General features: G+C 71.1%; 17 protein-coding genes and 1 pseudogene. 8 read left to right on the forward strand and 10 right to left on the reverse strand.

Annotation, left to right across the window (positions count from 1 at the left end):
- Positions 1-29: 29 nt before the first annotated feature.
- Entirely contained in the window at positions 30-1070 is a 1041-nt protein-coding gene (locus Aiant_RS37430; protein WP_189331536.1) for an LLM class flavin-dependent oxidoreductase, read from the forward strand.
- Here Aiant_RS37430 and Aiant_RS37435 read toward each other — a convergent pair.
- Both Aiant_RS37435 and Aiant_RS37440 read right to left on the reverse strand, forming a co-directional pair.
- On the reverse strand, positions 1060-2667 hold the full coding sequence (locus Aiant_RS37435; protein WP_189331535.1) for a methyl-accepting chemotaxis protein: 1608 nt from the start codon (positions 2665-2667) through the stop codon (positions 1060-1062). The two genes, Aiant_RS37430 and Aiant_RS37435, sit on opposite strands and share 11 nt — an antisense overlap.
- Before the next feature lie 142 nt (positions 2668-2809).
- Positions 2810-3208: a hypothetical protein gene (locus Aiant_RS37440; protein ID WP_189331534.1), complete on the reverse strand. Its 399-nt coding sequence runs from the start codon at positions 3206-3208 to the stop codon at positions 2810-2812.
- 230 nt (positions 3209-3438) lie between these two features.
- Here Aiant_RS37440 and Aiant_RS37445 point away from each other — a divergent pair, with 230 nt between their 5' ends.
- Complete coding sequence (locus tag Aiant_RS37445) at positions 3439-3807, forward strand: response regulator (RefSeq protein ID WP_189331533.1); 369 nt, start codon at positions 3439-3441, stop codon at positions 3805-3807.
- On the opposite strand, the gene Aiant_RS37450 is transcribed toward Aiant_RS37445, so the two are convergent.
- Positions 3759-5375 (reverse strand): sensor histidine kinase, encoded by a 1617-nt coding sequence (locus Aiant_RS37450; protein WP_189331532.1) that lies wholly within the window; start codon positions 5373-5375, stop codon positions 3759-3761. The two genes, Aiant_RS37445 and Aiant_RS37450, sit on opposite strands and share 49 nt — an antisense overlap.
- Before the next feature lie 1160 nt (positions 5376-6535).
- A pseudogene (locus tag Aiant_RS47155) lies at positions 6536-7021 on the reverse strand (SDR family NAD(P)-dependent oxidoreductase); the annotation flags it as partial.
- Between the two features lie 86 nt (positions 7022-7107).
- On the opposite strand from Aiant_RS47155, the gene Aiant_RS37460 reads away from it, so the two are divergent.
- Positions 7108-7725 carry a TetR/AcrR family transcriptional regulator gene (locus tag Aiant_RS37460; RefSeq protein WP_189331530.1) on the forward strand — a complete coding sequence of 206 codons (618 nt, stop codon included), beginning with the start codon at positions 7108-7110 and terminating at the stop codon, positions 7723-7725.
- A gap of 817 nt (positions 7726-8542) precedes the next feature.
- On the opposite strand, the gene Aiant_RS37465 is transcribed toward Aiant_RS37460, so the two are convergent.
- The gene (locus Aiant_RS37465; protein WP_189331529.1) at positions 8543-9718 is read right to left on the reverse strand and encodes an ROK family transcriptional regulator; all 1176 of its coding nucleotides are present in this window, start codon (positions 9716-9718) and stop codon (positions 8543-8545) included.
- A gap of 147 nt (positions 9719-9865) precedes the next feature.
- Here Aiant_RS37465 and mmsA point away from each other — a divergent pair, with 147 nt between their 5' ends.
- Genes mmsA through Aiant_RS37480 form a run of 3 tightly spaced genes read left to right on the forward strand, consistent with a single transcriptional unit; the run spans position 9866 to position 13827 of the window.
- Positions 9866-11413: a multiple monosaccharide ABC transporter ATP-binding protein gene (gene mmsA / locus Aiant_RS37470; RefSeq protein WP_189331528.1), complete on the forward strand. Its 1548-nt coding sequence runs from the start codon at positions 9866-9868 to the stop codon at positions 11411-11413.
- Positions 11410-12699, forward strand: coding sequence for a multiple monosaccharide ABC transporter permease (mmsB, locus tag Aiant_RS37475; protein WP_189331527.1), 1290 nt, complete (start codon positions 11410-11412; stop codon positions 12697-12699). The genes mmsA and mmsB overlap by 4 nt, the downstream gene beginning before the upstream one ends.
- Positions 12700-12744: 45 nt before the next feature.
- Complete coding sequence (locus Aiant_RS37480; RefSeq protein ID WP_229830237.1) at positions 12745-13827, forward strand: substrate-binding domain-containing protein; 1083 nt, start codon at positions 12745-12747, stop codon at positions 13825-13827.
- Positions 13828-14021: 194 nt separating this feature from the next.
- On the opposite strand, the gene Aiant_RS37485 is transcribed toward Aiant_RS37480, so the two are convergent.
- From Aiant_RS37485 to Aiant_RS37500, 4 genes are all read right to left on the reverse strand, one after another.
- Entirely contained in the window at positions 14022-14693 is a 672-nt protein-coding gene (locus Aiant_RS37485; RefSeq protein WP_189331525.1) for a SprT family zinc-dependent metalloprotease, read from the reverse strand.
- A gap of 63 nt (positions 14694-14756) precedes the next feature.
- Positions 14757-16766, reverse strand: coding sequence for a xanthine dehydrogenase family protein molybdopterin-binding subunit (locus Aiant_RS37490; RefSeq protein ID WP_229830235.1), 2010 nt, complete (start codon positions 16764-16766; stop codon positions 14757-14759).
- A 5-nt stretch (positions 16767-16771) separates the two neighbouring features.
- Positions 16772-17746: an FAD binding domain-containing protein gene (locus Aiant_RS37495; RefSeq protein WP_189331523.1), complete on the reverse strand. Its 975-nt coding sequence runs from the start codon at positions 17744-17746 to the stop codon at positions 16772-16774.
- Positions 17743-18237, reverse strand: a complete 495-nt coding sequence (locus Aiant_RS37500; protein WP_189331522.1) for a 2Fe-2S iron-sulfur cluster-binding protein — start codon at positions 18235-18237, stop codon at positions 17743-17745. Before Aiant_RS37500 ends, Aiant_RS37495 begins: the two co-directional genes overlap by 4 nt.
- A 108-nt stretch (positions 18238-18345) precedes the next feature.
- On the opposite strand from Aiant_RS37500, the gene Aiant_RS37505 reads away from it, so the two are divergent.
- Complete coding sequence (locus Aiant_RS37505) at positions 18346-18723, forward strand: DUF6010 family protein (RefSeq protein WP_189331521.1); 378 nt, start codon at positions 18346-18348, stop codon at positions 18721-18723.
- Here Aiant_RS37505 and Aiant_RS37510 read toward each other — a convergent pair.
- Entirely contained in the window at positions 18703-18861 is a 159-nt protein-coding gene (locus Aiant_RS37510) for a hypothetical protein (protein ID WP_189331520.1), read from the reverse strand. The two genes, Aiant_RS37505 and Aiant_RS37510, sit on opposite strands and share 21 nt — an antisense overlap.
- A gap of 47 nt (positions 18862-18908) precedes the next feature.
- Here Aiant_RS37510 and Aiant_RS37515 point away from each other — a divergent pair, with 47 nt between their 5' ends.
- Positions 18909-19454 carry a P-loop nucleotide/nucleoside kinase family protein gene (locus Aiant_RS37515; RefSeq protein WP_189331519.1) on the forward strand — a complete coding sequence of 182 codons (546 nt, stop codon included), beginning with the start codon at positions 18909-18911 and terminating at the stop codon, positions 19452-19454.
- Positions 19455-19574 lie beyond the last annotated feature (120 nt).

Raw genomic sequence — 19574 nt, forward strand, 5'->3', positions numbered from 1 at the left:
AGCGATAGGAAATAACCGGGAGGCCGCTGATGAGTTCCGAATTCCTCTGGTACATCCCCAACCAGGATCGTCCGGGCCACCGTGGCGACGACGTGGTCGCCGGGCACAACAGCCTGGAGACCCTGACCAGCCACGCCCGGGCCTGCGAGGAGCACGGCTGGGGCGGCGCCCTGATCGGCACCGGCTGGGGCCGCCCGGACACCTTCACGGTCGCCACCACGCTGGCCGCCCGCACCACCACGTTCCAGCCGCTGATCGCGGCCCGCCCCGGATACTGGCGGCCGGCCCACTTCGCCTCGGCGGCGGCCACGCTCCAGCACCTCACCGGCGGCCGCGTGCTGATCAACATCGTGTCCGGGAAGGACAATCTCGCCGCCTACGGCGACGCGGAGGGGGACCAGGCGCATCGGTACGCCCGGACCCGCGAGTTCCTGCGCATCGTGCGCCGCCTGTGGGCCGAGGAGAACGTCACCTATCAGGGCGAGCACTTCCAGGTCACCGGCGCCACCGTGGTGCCCCGGCCGGCCGAGCCACCACGGCTCTACTTCGGCGGCGCCTCCCCGGCGGCCGAGCGGGTGGCCGCGGCGGAGGCGGACGTGCAACTGTTCTGGGGCGAGCCGCTGGACGGCGTACGGGAAAGGATCGAACGTCTCCGGCAGCTCAGCCGTGAGCTGGGCCGCGAACATCGGCCACTGGAATTCGGCCTGCGAGTGACCACGCTGGTCCGGGACACGACCGAGCAGGCCTGGGCCGACGCCGAGGCGAAGGTCGCCGAGATGGCCCGCAACCACCAGGCCGACCCGATCCGCAAGGGCGCGGTCGGGCAGCAGCGGCTGCTCGACCTGGCCGAGCGCGGCGAGGTCCTGGACGACAACCTGTACACCGCGCCGGGCCGCTACGGTGGCGGCGGCGCCGGCACCACCTGGCTGGTCGGCTCGGCCCAGGACGTGGCCAAGTCGCTGCGCAAGTACCAGGACTTGGGGATCAGCCACTTCGTGCTCTCCGACACGCCCTACCTCCCGGAGATCAGGAGGCAGGGCGAGCAGTTGCTGCCGTTGCTCAGAGCGTGAAGCCGGCGACCAGTTCGCGCAGCTCACTGCTGGTCCGGGCCAGGCTCGCCGCGTTCTGCTGAGCCTGGTTGACCACCGCGGTCGTGGTGCCGACCGCGGTCGCCACCCCGGCGATGCTGGTGGCGATCGCGGTGCTGCTGTCCGCGACCTCGGCCACGTTGCGGCCCATCTCGCTGGTCGTGGCGGTCTGCTCCTCGACGGCGGCCGCGATCAGCGTCTGGAAGTCGCTGATCCGGGCCACCACCTCGCCGATCTGGCCGATCGCGCCGACCGCGTCCGACGAGTCGGCCTGGATCGCGTCGACCAGCCGGCTGATCTCCTCGGTCGCCTTCGCGGTCTCCTGCGACAGCTCCTTCACCTCGCCGGCCACCACCGCGAAGCCCTTGCCGAGCTCACCGGCGCGGGCCGCCTCGATGGTCGCGTTGAGCGCGAGCAGGTTGGTCTGCTCGGCGATCGCGGTGATCATCGCGATCACCTTGCTGATCTCCGCGGAAGACGCGCCGAGCTTGCCGACGGTCTGGTTGGTGCGGTCCACCACGCCGACCGCCTCACCGGCGACCTTCGCGGCCTCACCGGCGTTGCGGGCGATCTCGTCGATCGCCTGGGTCATCTCCGAGCTGCCGGCCTGCAGGGTGTGCACGTTGCCGGAGACGTGGTCGGCCGAGTCGGCCACCGCGGTGGCCTGGGCGTCCATCTCGCCGCTGGCCGCGGCGATCCGCGCGGAGACCTCGGACAGCTCGGTCGAGGCGGTGGAGACCGTCCCGGCGTGCCCGGCGATCGCCGCCATCGTCTCGCTGAGCGACTCGGCGGTCCGGTTCACCGCGTCGCCGAGGCGGCCCAGCTCGTCCTTGCGGTCCAGCTCGACCCGCACGGTCAGGTCCCGCTCGGCGAGCCGCTTCAGCGCGCCGACCACCCGGGCGAGCGGGCCGGTGACCGAGCGGGTCACCCAGACGCCCATCAGCACCGCGAGGACCAGCGCCAGGCCCAGCGCGATGGCGAGCATCCGCAGCGCGGTGTCCCGGACCCGCTGCACCTCCCCGTGGAGGACGTCGGCCCGGGCGTTGACCGATTCGTCGATGGCCGCGGTGATGTCCAGGACTTTTCCGTACGCCGCCCCGGCCTCCCCGCCGTTGATGCTGTCCATCGCCTTGACCCGGCCCGCCCGGTCGTCCGACGACAGCCACTGCATGACCTTGGTGTCCCAGCGGAAGAAGTCGTCCCAGGCCGGCTTGAGCTTGGCGAACTCGGCACGCTCGGCGTCGGTCATGTCCGCGGTGTGTGTGGCCGCGAGCCCGGCGTAGATGGCGTCCTTGGACTTCATCTCGCCCTTGCGGTTGTAGCCGTCCGAGGCCTTCGGGTATCCGTAGGCGCCCACGTCGGACACCACCAGTCCCTGCCAGCCGGTCACGTCGGCGGCGTTGAACTTGGCGTCCTGGATGTCGTCGCGCAGCCGCTCCAGCACGGCCAGCTGGCTCTCCGCGCCGACCTGCTGGCGCATGCCCCACCAGCCGACGCCGGCCGAGGTGACGATGAGGCTGGTCAGGACCAGATATGACGCGCCGAGCCGTTTCCCGACGCTCACATCACCGATTCGCATGGTTTCTCCCGCACTCTGGTGATCAGCCAGTCGGCGGAGCAGTGCGCGACCTGAGGCGATTCGAGCAATCCGGCCTGCTCTTTGCGTCGTCCGGCGCGCGCGTCACGGTCTGATGGCGGGAGCTCGGTAAAAATCCTACCTTTCAATCGTTGATCACCAGGTCGCCGGCCGACTGATAATGGCGGCCGAAATACTGCCCCCGGGAATACACGAGGGTGCCGCGTCGCGATTCCTGCCGGGGAAGTGCGGCCATCTGCCGCAGCGTTTCCCGGAGGTCGTCGCGGGCTCCCGGATTCGCGGTCAGGAATTCATCGATTCGCCGGCGCCAGTCGCCGCGCACGGCCCCCTCGGTCGGGCCGGCCCCGCCGCGCCGGGCCACGGCGACGATCCGCTCCGCGCTGTCCAACTCCACCTCCAGGCATCCGGCCTGGTCCGGACGGTTCCGCCGCCAGACTCCGGCGAGCAGGGACCGGGCCTGCCGCCACGCGTCGGTGGCCATCAGCGCCACGATCGTGGTGGCGGCATCGATGTCGGCAGCCATGCAGCTCTCCGATTAATGATCATTCCGGACGGGACGGCGAATTCTATGGCCGCGGCGTTCAAGGTCGTAACCGCAGTTTCGGCGCGCCGCCCGAACGTCATTCTTTCCAGGTCGTATCCAAAGATCAAAAACCGCTTAGGGTACGCGTGGAGCGCTCGCCGGATCTCGCAGGTTTGAAGTCGGCCGCCCGTGGAATCACGGTCCCGACAACCGCGCACAGGGACGATGACATGACACTTCTCGTGGTCGCCGACGATCATGACGACATCCGCATGATCATGGCGCGTGTCCTGCGGCGCGCGGGGTACACGGTGGTCGAGGCGGCCGACGGCGCCGAGGCGCTGCGGGCCGTGCGGGAGCAGTCGCCGGCCGCGGTGGTCAGCGACATCGACATGCCGGTGATGTCCGGCATCGACCTGTGCCGGGAGCTGCGCGCCGACCCGGCGACCAGGGACCTGCCGGTGATCTTGGTGAGTGGCAGCCTGCTGCCCGGGGACGAGCGCCCGGCCCAGGCGCAGGCGACCGCGGTGATCACCAAGCCGTTCGCCCCTCAGGGACTGGTCGAGTCGGTGCGCGCGCTGGTGCCGTCGGCCGGCTGACGACACGGCAGCCGCACGGCGATCCGCGCGCCGGGTGTCGGCCCGGGCACGAACCGGATGCTGCCGTGGTGGCGTTCGACGATCGCCCGGCTGATCGTCAGGCCCAGGCCGCTGCCCGGGACACGCTGGTCCCGTGCCTGCCGGGAGCGGTAGAACCGGTTGAACACGTGGTCCTGCTCGTCGTCGGGGAGGCCCGGACCGTGGTCGGTGACGAGCAGCTCGACCACCGCCGGGATCGGCCGGGTCAGCGCCACGGTCACCGTGCTGTGCGGCGGGCTGTGCTTCACGGCGTTCGCGAGCAGGTGGTCGGCCACCTGACGCAGGCGCTTCGGATCGCCGGTGACCTGGGCGTCCGGGCAGAGGTCGAGCCGCAGGGCGACGGCGGCGGTGGCCGCGTCCGGCCCGGCGGCCCGCACCGCGTCGGTCACCGTGGCGGCCAGGTCGACCGGCTCGTCGGCGAGAACGGTGTGGCCGTTGTCGATGCCGGCCAGATCCAGCAGGTCGTCGACGATGTGCCGCAGTGTGGCGCCGTTGCGCCCGAGCACGTCGAGGACGTCCGGCAGCTCCTCGGCCGCGGTCGCCGGGTCGGCGTCGCGCAGCAGGTCGATGTAGGCGGCGATCGAGGTCAGCGGGGTGCGCAGCTCATGTCCGACCAGGGCGAGGTACTCGTCCTTGGTGTGCTCCAGAGCCGCCGTCAGCTCCTCGGCGCGCCGCTGGTCGGTGACGTCCCGCAGGCAGGCGACCGCGCCGAGGCAGTCGCCCTGGCCGCCCATGATCGGTTGCGCGTCGGTGCTGATCGTGCGGATGCTCTGGTCCGGCGCCTCGGCGAGGAACTCGACGTCGCGCAGCGTCTCGCCGTTCAGGGCCCGGATCAGCGGGAGCCGGTCCGGCGTGACCGGCTCGCCGTCCGCGTCGACCAGGACGGTGTGCCGGGTCCAGTCCGCCGGGTCCGGGGACGTCTCCGGGGAACCGGTCAACCGGCGGACGGCCTCGTTCGTGAAGATCAGGCGGCCGTCGGCGTCACAGGCGGCGACGCCGATCCGCAGGCTCTGCAACAGCGTGTCCAGGAAACGGTGCTCGCGGTCGGCCTGGTCCCGGGCGAACTGCACGGCCACGAACGCGGCGCACGCCTGCGCCGCGTTGTCGATCACCGCCAGTTCGTCGCAGGTCCAGGCCCGGGGCTGGAGGTCGACCACCGCGAGCACGCCGACGATCCGACCGTCCGGGTCGCGGACCGGGAACCCGGCGTACCCGCGCGCCCCGAGATCCACGGCCGGCGCGCCGCCGGGCACCCGCCCGTCGCCGGTGATGTCCGTGATGATCACCGGGCGGTCCTCGGTGACGACCAATCCGGCGATCGTCGAGCGCGCCGGGACGGTCCCGGTCCGTGGCCAGTGCGCCGGGATCCCCGCCGAGCCGGCCATCCGCAACTGGTCACCGTCGGCCAGCAGGATCAGCGCGGCCGGGGCGTGTACCGCGCTCGCGACGACCGCGGCGAACCTGGCGGCGGTGACGTCGGGGATGCCGTCCGAGCTCAGGTGCGAGATCCGGCGCCCCGGGGACTCCATGTTCTGAGGTAACCATGATCACCGCCGCCGCGTGGCGCGATCCGCCACAGTCGTAGCGGCTGGTCAGGGGCTTGGCCCGGGCGAAGCCGCCGCCCGGTCGGGGGCGTGCTCCGGCCCGAGTTCGCGGCTTGCTCGGCGCGGCTCCGCGACCTGGCTCGGACCGGGTGCCAGCTCCGTCGGTGGCGTGTTCCGGTCAGAGCTGCGCATCCGGGTCTGGGCGCGTTTCAGTCATGGCTGCGTATCCGGTCTGCGCGGCTTGGGGTCGGGGCGGTGTATGGGGTCTGGGCGTGTTTCGGTCGTGGCTGCGTTTCTGGTCTGTGCGGCTTGGGGTCGGGGCGGTGTGTGGGGTCTGGGCGTGTTTCGGTCGTGGCTGCGTTTCTGGTCTGTGCGGCTTGGGGTCGGGGCGGTGTGTGGGGTCTGGGCGTGTTGCGGTCATGGCTGGTTTTCCGGTCTGTGCGGCTTGGGGTCGTGGCGGTGTATGGGGTCTGGGCGTGTTGCGGTCATGGCTGGTTTTCCGGTCTGTGCGGCTTGGGGTCGTGGCGGCGTATGGGGTCTGGGCGTGTTGCGGTCATGGCTGCGTTTCCGGTCTGCGCGGCTTGGGGTCGAGGCGGCGTATGCGGTTCGGGCGTATTTACGTCGTGGCTGCGTTTCCGGTCCGTGCGATTTGGGGTCGAGGCGGCGTAAGCGGTCTGGGCGCGTTTCGGTCACGGCTGGGTATTTCGGTCAGGGTTCGGCTTGGTCAAGGCGGCCGGCAGAGGGGCCTCGAAGACGGACTCGGCGATGGTGCGGTCGATGGTCATCTGCCAGGCGGTGGCGGCGATGGCATCCGGGTCGAGAGAGGGCAGCTCGACGGCGTCGGCCTGATTGCCTGCGCCGGCCACTTGGCCGTCCTTGCCGTCGGCCTGGTGCTCGTTGCGGTCGGCCTGGTGGTCTTTGCCGTCGGCCCGGTGGTCCTTGGTGTCGGCCTGGTGGTCCTTGCGGTTGGACTGGTGGTCCTTGCCGTCGGCCTGGCCGTCTCTGGTGTCAGCGCCGGCTGCCTCGGCGCCTTCGCCGGGCTTCCGGGCGGCGAAGGCGCGGTGGATGTCGCCGCCGGCCACCAGGCCGCCGATGGTCAGAGCGCCGACGTAGACGCCCTGGTCCTTGAGGGATTCGTGGAGGGTCAGGGCATACATGCGCAGGGCGGCGGAGGCGGGGGCGAGGGTGCCGAGGACGGGCATCGGGCGCAGGCCGCTGAGGCCGCCGGCGAGCAGGATCGCGCGGACGGTGGGCAGGGCCGCCGCGACCGCCGTGACGGCCGGCAGGAGTACCAGGTCGAGCGGCTTGCGGACGGCCGCGGCGTCGGCGGCGGGCAGCGGGACGATGCTGTCGGCACCGGCCGCGGCCGGGCCGAAATAGAGGACGTCCAAGCCGCCGAGATCGGCCCGGATCCGGGCGATGACCTGTTCGGTAGCGACCGGGTCGGTGAGGTCGGCGGGGTAGGCCCGGGCGGTGACTCCGGCGGCGGCGAGCTCGGCGAGGTAGCCCGCGTGCCGATCGGCGGAGCGGGAGACCAGGGCGACCGTGTAGCCCTCGGCGCCGAACCGGTGGGCGATGGACCGGCCGAGCCCGGGACCGACCCCGAGGACGGCGATGACGTTGTCCGGCATGGTGCCTCCTTGGTGCGCGACAAGTTGAGGTCACCCTCAAGTTAGCTCAAGTTGAGGATGGCATCAACTTCGCTATGATCGTGGGCATGAGCAGCACACCGGCGCTGCGGCGGGACGCGCTGCGCAATCGGGAGCGGCTCGTCGGGGCCGCTCGCGAGTTGTTCGCCGAGCGGGGCCTCGACGTGCCGCTCGAGGAGGTCGCCCGGCGGGCCGGGGTCAGCATCGGCACGCTCTACAACCGGTTCCCGGCCCGTGCCGACCTGGTCACGGCGGTCTTCGCCGACCGCGAGGAGACCGTGCTCCGGCTCGCCGAAAGCGCGCTGGCGATCGACGATCCGTGGGCCGGTTTCGTGCACTTCGTCGAGCAGATCTGCCGATTGCTCGCCGCCGACCGCGGCTACAACGACCACTGCTCACGCAGCCTGCCCGCCGCCGGCACCGATCGCGGCTACGAGCTGATGACCCGCCTGGTCGACCGCGCGCGCGAGACCGGCGCGCTCCGTGCCGACTTCGTCCTGGCCGACATGGCGTTCGTGATCTGGTCGCTGACCCGCACCATCGAACTGACCGCCCCGGTCCGCCCGGACGCCTGGCGCCGCCACCTGGCGTTCCTGCTGGACGGCCTGCGCGCCGCCGCGGCCCACTCGAACGACGTCCCCCCACTCGCCGAGGCCGAGGTCGCCGCCCTGATAGCCACCCCCTGACCGCTAGCAATCCCAGCTGGTCCACCCGGCCCTATCCCGTGCCCGCGAGGGGCCACCACGACCAGCCGAGGTTGTCGAGCTGGTCTCCACGGCCCTATTCCGTGCCCGTGAGGGGCTGTCAGGGCCAGCCGGGGTTGTCGAGCTGGTCTCCACGGCCCTATTCCGTGCCCGCGAAGGGCCGCCAGGGCCAGCCGAGGTTGTCGAGCTGGACCCGACAGCCCTGTCACCACCACGCCCAGCCCGACATTCCGGCTGGTCTCCAGGGCCCTGTTCCGTGCTGGCGAAGGGCCGCCGGGACCAGCCGAGGTTGTCGAGCTGGTCTCCAGGGCCCTTTCTCGTGCCGGCGAGGGGCCGTCAGGGCCAGCTGAGGCTGTCGAGCTGGTCTCCACGGCCCTATTCCGTGTCGGCGAGGGGCCGTCAGGGCCAGCCGAGGTTGTCGAGCTGGTCTCCACGGCCCTATCTCGCGCCCGTGAGGGGCCACCAGGGCCAGCCGAGGTTGTCTGGCTGGACCCGCCAGCCCTGTCGCCACCACGCCCAGCCCGAGGTTGTCCGGCTGGGCTCCACGGCCCTGAACCGTGCCGGCAAGGGGCCGCCGGGACCAGCCGAGGTTGGCCGGCTGGTCTCCACGGTGCTGTTTCGTGCTGGCGAAGGGCCGCCGGGACCAGCTGAGGTTGTTCGGCTGGTCTGCACGGCCCTGTCTCGGGCTGTTGAAGGGCCGCCAGGGCCAGCTTGGGTCTTGGGCGCGCTGCGGCATTGGGTGGGGCGGTCTGGCGGAGGGGTGCGGCGGGGACGGTGCTTTGGGCGTACGGAAAAGGGTTCAGAGGGAAAGCAGCTCGGAGACCTGGGGGGCGTAGGTGGTGTGCAGGACCAGGGCGGCGGCGCCGACGACGGCGGCGTCGGCGCCGAGCGGGGAGATCTCGACGCGGACCGTGCGGATGGCGCGGGCCAGGGGGCGGGTGTCGAGGGCGGCCGCGACGGCTGTGCGGAATCGGTCTTCGAGGTGGCGGAGGCCGTGGCCGCCGAGGACCACGAGGTCGATGTCGAGGATGTTGGCGACGTTCACCACTGCGGTGGCCAGGTGGCCGGCGGCGGTCTCGACCGCGGTGACGGCGACCGGGTCGCCGGTCAGCGCGGCGAGCCGGACCGCGTCGTAGTCGGGCAGGCCGGTCGCCGCGACCATCGCCTTCGGGCTGATCAGGCTCTCCAGGCAGCCGTGGTTGCCGCAGTAGCAGGGCGGGCCGCCGGGCTGCACCGACTGGTGGCCGAACTCGGCGGCGTTCATCGAGCCGCCGCGGTAGACCTGGTGGCCGAGGATCAGGCCGCCGCCCACGCCGGCGCCGAAGAAGAAGTAGGCAAAATCGGCCACGCCGCGGCCGGCGCCGGCCCAGCACTCGCCGATCGCGGCGGCCGTGGCGTCGTTGTCCAGGGTGACCGGCAGACCGGTGGCCGCGGCGAGCATGTCCTTGATCGGCACCCGGGTCCAGCCGCGCAGCTGCGGTGGCCCGACCAGGGAGCCGAGGGTCTGGTCGATCGGGCCGGGGGTGGCCAGGCCGAGGCCGAGCACCCGGTCGCGGTCCACGCCGGCGGAGCCGAGCACCTCGTCGACCAGGCCGGCGACCGCCGCGACCACCTCGCCGGGGGTGGCGCCCGGCCGGACCGGCTGCTGGCGGGTGACCAGCGGGCGGCCGAGGAGATCGGCGACCACGCAGGACAGTTCGGACGGGTCGAAGTGGACGCCGACCGCGAGCCCGGCGGCGGCGTTGACCCGCAGCTTGGTGCGTGGCTTGCCGCCGTTGGAGACGGTGGCGCCGTCCTCGCGGACGATGCCCTCGCCGATCAGGCGCCGGACGATGCCGGACACCGTCTGTGGGGTCAGCCCGGTCAGCTCGGCGATCTCCACCCGGCTGATGCCGTCGGTCAGCTGGATCTGATCGAGGACCACGGCCCGGTTGTACTGGCCGACCTTCGGCAGGTTGGTTCCTGTTCGCCGCACGGAGAAACGCCTCCCGTGACGCGTTACGCGATTGATGCCGACCATGATGCCACCGGCCCGTTGACTTAGTAAATAAATAAGATTTACAGTCTGGAAACACCGGCGACATCGACTTTGATCTTTGCGTAACGCCTGTTGGGAGGCGGCATGAGCGCTGCTCCGCCATTGCTGGAGATGCGGTCGATCACCAAGACCTTTCCCGGCGTCACGGCTCTGTCCGATGTGAACCTGACCGTCCGGGACGGCGAGATCCACGCGATCTGCGGGGAGAACGGCGCCGGCAAGTCGACCTTGATGAAGGTGCTCAGCGGCGTCCACCCGTACGGGTCGTACGAGGGCTCGATCGTCTATCGCGGCGCGGAGACCAGGTTCGGCGACATCCGGGCCAGCGAACACGCCGGGATCGTGATCATCCACCAGGAGCTGGCCCTGGTACCGGGCATGTCGATCACCGAGAACATCTTCCTGGGCAACGAGCCGCGCCGCTTCGGCCGGATCGACTGGAAGGCCGCGAACAGCCGGGTGCTGCGGCTGATGGCCGAGGTCGGGCTGAACGAGGATCCGGACACCCTGGTCAAGGACATCGGGGTCGGCAAACAGCAACTCGTGGAGATCGCCAAGGCGTTCGCCAAGGACGTGCAACTGCTGATCCTGGACGAGCCGACCGCGGCGCTGAACGAGACCGACTCCCGGCATCTCCTTGATCTTCTGCGCGGATTCAAGAAGCGCGGCATCACGTCGATCATGATTTCCCACAAGCTGAACGAGATCGAGGCGATCGCCGATTCGATCACCATTCTGCGCGACGGCAAGACGATCGAGACCATCGATGTGGCGCGCGACGGCGCGGACGAGGACCGGATCGTGCGGGGCATGGTCGGGCGCGATCTGGGCAGCCGGTTCCCCGAGCACGAGCCGGCCATCGGCGAGGTGTTCTTCGAGGTGCGCGACTGGACGGTCCGGCACCCGCTCGCCGCCGAGCGGCTGGTCTGCAAGAACTCCAGTTTCACCGTGCGGCGCGGGGAGATCGTCGGGTTCGCCGGGCTGATGGGCGCCGGGCGCACCGAGCTGGCGATGAGCCTGTTCGGCCGCTCGTACGGGGTGTGGCTGGGCGGGCAGGTGTTCAAGGACGGGCAGGAGATCCAGCTGCGGACCGTCCCGGAGGCGATCGCGCACGGGTTGGCGTACGTCAGCGAGGACCGTAAAGCCGTCGGCCTGAACCTGCTCGACGACGTGAAGACCTCGGTCGTCGCCGCCAAGCTCTCGAAGATCACCCGCAACGGCGTGATCGACGAGGTGGCCGAGTACCACGAGGCCGAGGCGTACCGGCGCAACCTGCGGATCAAGACACCGACCGTCGACGAGGGGGTCACCAAGCTCTCCGGCGGCAACCAGCAGAAAGTGGTCCTGGCGAAGTGGATGTTCACCGACCCGGACCTGCTGATCCTCGACGAGCCGACCCGCGGCATCGACGTCGGCGCCAAGTACGAGATCTACGGCATCATCCAGCGCCTGGCCACCGAGGGACGCGGCGTCGTGCTGATCTCCTCCGAGCTGCCCGAGCTGATCGGGCTCTGCGACCGCATCTACACGGTGTTCGAAGGCGCCATCACCGGCGAGATCCCCCGGGCCGACGCGGACCCGGAACTCCTGATGAAGCAGATGACCTCCACGAAGAAGCTGGCCACCACATGAGTCGGACGAAAGAGCTGCAGAAGAACCTGTTCGGGGGGACCACCTCGAACGCCCGCCAGTTCGGCATGATCTTCACGCTGATCGGGGTGATCCTGTTCTTCCAGATCCGGACCGACGGGATCCTCCTGACCTCCGGCAACCTGATCGCGCTGACCCAGCAGTACGCGTACATCTCGGTCCTGTCCATCGGCATGCTGATGGTGATCGTCGCCGGGCACATCGACCTGTCGGTCGGCTCGGTGGCCGCGTTCACCGGCATCGTGGTGGCCAAGGCGATGTCCCAGCACGACGTGCCCTGGCCGGCCGGGATCCTGCTCGGCCTGCTGGTCGGCGCGGCGATCGGGGCCTGGCAGGGCTTCTTCGTCGCGTACATCGGCATCCCGGCGTTCATCGTCACGCTCGCCGGCATGCTGCTGTTCCGCGGCGGCAACCAGTACATCGGCAACGCCGACACGGTCCCGGTGCCGCCCGGGTTCCGCACGATCGGCGCCGGTTACCTGCCCGAGGTGGGGCCGGACACCGGGTACAACAACCTGACCCTGCTGCTCGGGCTGGCCGCCTGCGTCGCGGTGGTCTGGCGGGAGCTGCACGCCCGGAAGGTCCGCAAGCAGATGGAGGGCGCCGAGCCGACGCCACTGTGGATCTCGGTGATCCGGATGGCGGTGATGATCGGCGTGATCATCTTTGCCACGCTGCGGTTCGCCGGTGGCCGGGTGGGCACCAGCTTCCCGATCTCCGGCATCATCCTGGTCGTCCTGGTGCTCGGGTACTCCTTCTACACCCGCAACACCTCGGGCGGCCGGCACATCTACGCGGTCGGCGGCAACTCCCGGGCCGCCGAGCTGTCCGGCGTGAAACTTCGCCGGGTCAACTTCCTGGTCATGATGAACATGGGCATCCTGGCCTCGCTGGCCGGGATGATCTTTGTGGCCCGGTCCACCGCCTCCGGCCCCCAGGACGGCCTGAACTGGGAGCTGGACGCGATCGCCGCCGTGTTCATCGGGGGTGCGGCGGTCGCCGGCGGTCTCGGCACGATCGGCGGCGCCATCGTCGGCGGCCTGGTGATGGCCGTGCTCACCAACGGTCTCCAGCTCACCGGCACCGGCTCCGACATGATCCAGATCATCAAGGGTCTGTTCCTGCTCGGCGCCGTCGCTCTGGATGTCTACAACAAGAAGCAGGGACGCTTCTCGATCATCGGATCTCTGATGCGACCGTTCCGCTCCAGCTCCCCGGCCACGCCCGAGGAGCCCGCCTCACCCGATCGCGAGAAGGCCCGGATATAGAAGGGTGACCGCACCGTGCGCAAATTGTTGATCACAACTCTGGCCGTGAGCACCACCGCTCTGCTCGCGCTGACCGCCTGCTCCAGCGAACGCGACAAGTCCGGGACCGGCACCGGCGGCACCGGCACCGCCGCCAAGGGCTTCCCGGCCGACTCCTTGATCGGGGTGGCCCTGCCCTCGAAGACCTCGGAGAACTGGGTGCTCGCCGGCGACCTGTTCACCAACGGCCTCAAGGACGCCGGCTTCAAGTCCGACGTCCAGTACGCCGGCGCGTCCACCACCGTCGCCGACCAGCAGAACCAGATCACCGCGATGGTCAACAACGGCGCCAAGGTGATCGTGATCGGCGCGACCGACGCGGCACAGCTCACCACCCAGGTGGCCGCCGCCAAGCAGGCCGGCGCCGTGGTCATCGCGTACGACCGGCTGATCACCCAGACGCCGGACGTGGACTACTACATCGCGTTCGACAACTTCAAGGTCGGCCAGTTGCAGGGCCAGGCGCTGCTCGACGGCATGAAGGCGAAGAAGCCGAAGGGCCCGTACACCATCGAGCTGTTCTCCGGCTCGCCCGACGACAACAACTCCGGCGTGTTCTTCAACGGCGCGATGGCCATCCTCCAGCCGGAGATCGACAAGGGCACCGTGGTGGTCGGCTCCGGCCAGAAGGACATCAAGCAGACCGCCACCCAGGGCTGGAAGGCGGAGAACGCGCAGAGCCGGATGGACGCGCTGCTCAACTCCACCTACACCAGCGGCAAGACGCTCGACGGCGTGCTGTCACCGAACGACACGCTGGCCCGGGCGATCATCACCTCGGTCAAGGGGGCGGGCAAGCCGATCCCGATCGTGACCGGTCAGGACTCCGAGGTCGAGTCGGTGAAGTCCATCATGGCCGGTGAGCAGTACTCGACGATCAACAAGGACACGCGCAAGCTGGTCGCCGAGACGGTGAACATGGTCAAGACGCTGCAGGCGGGGAGCACTCCGCAGGTCAACGACACGAAGTCGTACAACAACGGGGTGAAGGTCGTCCCGGCGTACCTGCTGCCGCCGGTCATCGTGACCAAGGCGAACGCGGCCGAGGCCTACGCCAACGACCCGAAGCTGTCACCGCTCACCAAGTAAGCGCTTCCCGCGCGGGGTGTCCCCGGACCGGGGGGCACCCTGCGGCACGGTCCGCCGCGGCTTGCGACCGCCATTGTTTCGGTACGCCCGGAGCCCTCGTCCCGCCGGCGCGAATCCTCGGCCGGGGCCGGGGGCGTACCGGAAATGGCGGAGCGGAAGCGCAGCGGACCGTGAGTGCGGCCGGGGTTTTGTGGTCAGCAGGCCGGCTCGACCATGGCGAAGGAGGCGTTGAGCAGGCCTTTCCGGGTCTGGATCTGGTAGCGGCTGCGGCCCTGTTTGACGATGGTGCCGACCAGCCCGCCGTATTTGCCGGCGCCCTTGAGGCGGACCCGGGCGCCGACGGTGAGGCCCGGCGCGGGGGTGGCGGCGGTGCGCAGGCGGGCGAGTTCGGCGACGTAGCCGGGGTGCAGCGGGGCGGGATGCCCGCGGTAGGTCCAGGCGAACAGGGCGGAGCGGTCGAACGCGCGGGAGCACTGGCGGCAGGAGCGGACCCGGACCGGGCGGCGGTGGGCGGTGGTGCGGTGGCCGGAGCGGCAGACGCCCTCCCAGGCGCCGTCCACCCGAGGGGCGTCCTCCGGGACGCAGCGGCGACCGGAACAGCCGATCCGGACGGCGATCCGCCGCCAGGTCGCGTCGTGGCCGTGACCGGCGCCGGCGAGCGCGTGGGCGATCTCGTGCAGGATCGTCTCGGTGACCTGCTCGGGTGAGTACAGCCTGATCAGCGGGCGGGACAGGCCGATCTCGCGGCGTTCCAACCGGCAGACGCCGGCCCGCGTCTTGGCGTCGTCGAAGGTCAGCCGCCAATTGGTGAGCCCGTGCCGCGCCATCAGGGCGGCGGCGAGCTCACGAGCCTCGATCAGATCCAACCGTGCCGCTCCATCATCTCCCGCGTCTGCCGGAGTCATGGTATCGCCGCGCGATCAGGTGGGTCATTCGAGGAGTTTGTCGGGGCGGGCGGGGAGGTCGCGGATCCGGGTGCCGGTGGCGTGCCAGACGGCGTTGAGGATGGCGGCGGGGGAGCCGACGATGCCGATCTCGCCGATGCCCCGGGCGCCGATCGGGTTGAGGTCGTCGTCGGGCCGGTCGAGCCAGGCGGCGTCGATCCACTCGACGTCGGCGTGCGTGGGGACGTGGTATTCGGCCAGGTCGTGGTTGACCCAGGTGCCGGCGGCGGGGTCGAGGACGGACTCCTCGTGCAGGGCCATACCCATCCCCATGATCATGCCGCCGAGGAACTGGCCGCGGGCGGTGCGGGGGTTCAGGATGCGGCCGGCGTCGTACATGCCGAACAGGCGCGAGACGCGGACCTCGCCGGTGACGGCGTCGACGCGGACCTCGGCGAAGTGCGCGCCGCGGGCGTGCCGGTCCTTCCGGTTCTGCCGCTCGACCAGGTCGGTGGTGTCGAAGACGGCCTCGTCCCGGTGTTCCGACTTCAGGAGGCGGCACGCGCCGGTGACGGCCCAGCCCCACGAGGCGCTCCCAGACGAGCCGCCGGCCACCGACGCGGCCGGCAGGGTGCTGTCGCCGATCCGGATCCGGATCGCCTCGACCGGTACGCCGAGCTCGTCGGCGGCGATCTGGGCGAGCACGGTACGGGCGCCGGTGCCCAGATCGGCCGCGCCGATCGCCACCTCGAAGTTGTCGTCGGCGAGGGCACGGACCCGCGCGGTCGACGGCATCGCGGTGGCCGGGTAGGTCGCGCCGGCCACGCCGGTGCCGATCCACCAGTCGCCCTCGCGGCGCTGCCGGGGCCGGTGATCACGGCCGGACCAGCCGAAACGCTCCGCCCCGGCCCGCAAGCACGCGGCCAGCCCGGGGTCGGCGGCCCGGAGCCGGAGGTCGAGCGGATCCGCGCCCAGTTCGGTGGCGAGCTCGTCGAGCGCGCACTCCAGCGCGACCATGCCGGGCGCCTCGCCGGGTGCGCGCATCCAGCGCGGGGTGGGCACGTCGAGCGGGACGACGCGGTGCGCGGTGCGCAGGTTCGGCACCGGGTACATGTCGCGGGTCACCACCGCGGCCGACTCGACGAACTCGAAGAGGCGGCTGGTCTGCGTCCACGTCTGATGGTCGATCGCGGTCAGCGTGCCGTCGGCCTCGGCGCCGATCCGGAGCCGCTGCACGGTCGGGGCGCGGTGCCCGACGACGCTGAACATCGCCTGGCGGGGGAGGACGACCTGGACCGGGCGTTCGGTGACCCAGGCGGCCAGCGCGGCGAGGACGGCGTTCGGGCGGGCGGTGCCCTTCGAGCCGAAGCCGCCGCCGACGTGCTCGGTGATCACGTGCACCCGCTCGGCGGTGAGCCCGAAGACCGCCCCGACCGCCTCGGCGATGCCGGACGGGTGCTGGTTGGAGTCGTACAGGACCAGCTCGTCGCCGTCCCAGCGGGCGATCGTGGCGTGCGGCTCCATCGGGTTGTTGTGCAGTGCCGGGACGGTGTACGTGACGTCGACGGCCACCGGCGCGGCGACCAGCGCGGCCTCCACGTCGCCCTCGCCGGTGTCGGCCGGGACGTCCGGATTGACCTTCTCCGGCCGGTAGTGATCAGGGTGGTCGGCGCGCAGCTCGACGTCGTGCTCCTCGGCGGTGATGTCCAGCCGGATCAGCTGGGCGGCGCGCCGGGCGGCCTCCAAGGTGGTGGCGACGACCAGGGCGAGGGGCTGGCCACGGTACGCGATCCGGTCCGACTGGAGCACGGCCAGCTCCGGGTCGTCGGAGCTCTGCAGCTGCGGGGCGTTGCCGTGCCAGAGGACGGCGAGCACGTCGGCGGCGGCCGGGTCGGTGAGGACGGCGTCGAGGCGGCCGCGGGGGACCGGGGACGGGACGATCCAGCCGTACGCTAAATGATCTTGTGGGTAGTCGGCGGCGTAGCGAGCCGCGCCGGAGACCTTGGCCGGGCCCTCCAGGCGCGCGATCGGCGCGCCGACGGCGCGCGACACCATGGCCGTCATCGGACATCGCCCCTCAGGGAGGTCAGGATCGCCACGGTCAGGTTGCGGATCAGCGGGATCTTGTACGCGTTGTCCCGCAACGGTCGCGCCGCCTCCAGCTCGGCCGTCGCCGCGGCGCGGAAGTTCTCCGGCGTCGCCGGCCGGCCGCGCAGCGCGTCCTCCGCGGTGACCGCCCGCCAGGGTTTCGGCGCCACCGCCCCGAACGCCAGCCGCACGTCGCTGACCAGCCCGTCCTCGACCCGCAGCGCGGCCGCGACCGAGCCGATGGCGAAGGCGTAGGACGCCCGGTCGCGGGCTTTCCGGTATGCCGAGCGGGCCGCGACCGGCAGCGCCGGCAGGTCCACCGAGGTGATCAGCTCGCCGTGCGCCAGCGTGGTGTCCCGCTCCGGCGCGTCCTCGGGCAGCCGATACAACTCGGTCACCGGGATCGACCGCGCCCCGGCCGGCCCATCCACCTGGATCACCGCGTCCAGGGCCGCGAGCGCCACCGCCATGTCGGACGGGTGCGTGGCGATGCACGCCGGCGAGCCGCCCAGGACGGCCAGGTTGCGGTGGTCGCCGTCGCGCGCCGGGCAGCCGGAGCCGGGCCGGTGCTTGTTGCACGGCATGGTGGCGTCCATGAAATATCGGCAGCGGGTGCGTTGCAGCAGGTTGCCGCCGGTGGTCGCCATGTTGCGCAGCTGTCCCGAGGCGCCGGCCAGCAGGGCCTGGCTGAGCACCGGGTAGGCGGTCCGGATGCGGCGATCCGCCGCAAGATCACTGTTGCGTACGGCGGCGCCGATCCGCACGCCGCCGTCCGCCAGCTCGTCAACGCTGTGCAGCGGCAACCGGTTGACGTCGACGAGCACGTCCGGGGTGGCCACGCCGAGCTTCATCAGGTCGACCAGGTTCGTGCCGCCGGCCAGGAAGACCGCGCCCTCCTCGAGACCGTCGGCGGGCCCGGTGGCGGTGCGGTACTCGAAGTTCTTCACCGCCCCGCCGCCTCCCGGATCGCCGGAAGCATGTTCGGATAGGCGCCGCAGCGGCACAGATTCCCGCTCATTCGTTCCCGGATCTCCGCGTCGCTGAGCAGATCCTCGTCGTCGTCGCCGGTCACCGCGCTGGGCCAGCCCCGGGCGATCTCGTCCAGCGCGCCGACCGCCGAGCAGATCTGTCCCGGCGTGCAGAAACCGCACTGGAACCCGTCGTGCTCCAGGAACCCCCGCTGCACCGGGTGCGGCTCGCCGCGATGCCCGAGCCCCTCGACCGTGGTGACCTCGGCGTCCTGCTGGCTGATCGCGAGGATCAGGCAGCTGTTGACCCGGCGCCCGTCGAGCAGGACCGTGCACGCCCCGCACTGTCCGTGGTCACAGCCCTTCTTGGTGCCGGTCAGGTGCAGCCGCTCGCGCAGCACGTCGAGCAGGGTGGTGCGCGGGTCCAGCCCGACGAGGTGGTGCTGGGCCCCGTTGACGGTGAGACGCATGACCCGGCGTTACCCCCGCAGAGGCGGCTCAACCGCATGGCCGGATCCCGTCGGGATCGGGCATTCCAGCCACTGTCGGCTTCCGGCGGGGCTTCCTAGGTTCGGGGCATGCCGGTTGTCGCCCCGATCCTCGTCGGGATCGTCTTCGTCCTGCTCATGTCCCTGCTCCCGGATCAGCCGCGGCAGCAGCTCAACGCGGTGCTCATCGCCGGGGCGGGCGCGGTCTACTGGAGCGGCGGCGGGCTGGGTGCCTGGGAGTTCGGGTTCGGCGCGGTGATGACGTACGTCGCCTATCGCGGGCTGACGTCCTGGCGCTGGATCGGGGTGGGCTGGCTGCTGCACACCGGGTGGGACGTGCTGCACCACCTGAAGGGGAACCCGATCATCCCGGTCCTGCACGACTCGTCGCTCGGCTGCGCGATCTGCGACCCGGTGATCGCGCTCTGGTGCTTCACCGGCGGGCGGTCACTCCGGCGGCGGCGCTGAGCGGGTGGTCTCCGGGACGATGCGGCTGTCGTCGGACTTGCGGGTGCCGTCCGCCGCGATGTCCGGGTGAGCGGCCCGCCGGTGATCGTCGATCTCGTCGTCGGCGAAGTCCCGATGACACAGATTGCACGTGGCCATCCCCCCAGCCAACCAGACCCGCGAACCGGGCGTGCGACCATCCCCGGATGTCGATCATCGAGAGTCCGGTAGTGGTCGCGGTGTGCGGGTCGCCCGGTGCGGGCAAGACGACGACCGCCCGGGCGGTGGCGACCCGGCTCGGGGTCCCGCTGCTGAGCCGGGACGAGATCGCGGACGGGCTGCGGCTGTCCGGGGTGCCCGCGGCGGCGATCCGCGAGCGGGCCGAGGCGCTGCTGGTGACGACGGCGACCGGGCTGGCGGCGGCCGGGACGAGCTTCGTGGTGGACAACTCGGTGCTGTCCGGCGGGCTGGTGGACGGGCTGCTCGGCGCCGGGGCCCGGTTGCTCGCGGTGCACGTGGTCGCCCGGGATGAGGTCGTCGGCGCACGGTTGCGGGAGCGGGTGGCGGTGGGACGGCCGGGGGAGACGGTGGTCCGGGACGGGGATCGGCGGCTGCTCGCGCTGTTCGAGCAGGGTGCGATGCGACAGTCGGTCTTCGAGCCGCCGGCCGGGCCGTACCCGGTGGTCGAGATCGACACCTCGGACGGGACGCCGGGCGTCGAGCAGATCGTGGAGGCTGCCGGATCGCGTTGAACCTTTTCGGACACGGGATCCGTTTCACCGAGTGTCCGGGTGCGTGCGACCCCAGCGCCGCGCCCGGACAACCAGGGCGTGTGCGCGGATCTCGAAAATGTGACGTGCGAGACCGGTTGT

Origin of the sequence: Actinoplanes ianthinogenes (assembly GCF_018324205.1) — a bacterium.
Classification (GTDB): Bacteria; Actinomycetota; Actinomycetes; order Mycobacteriales; family Micromonosporaceae; genus Actinoplanes; species Actinoplanes ianthinogenes.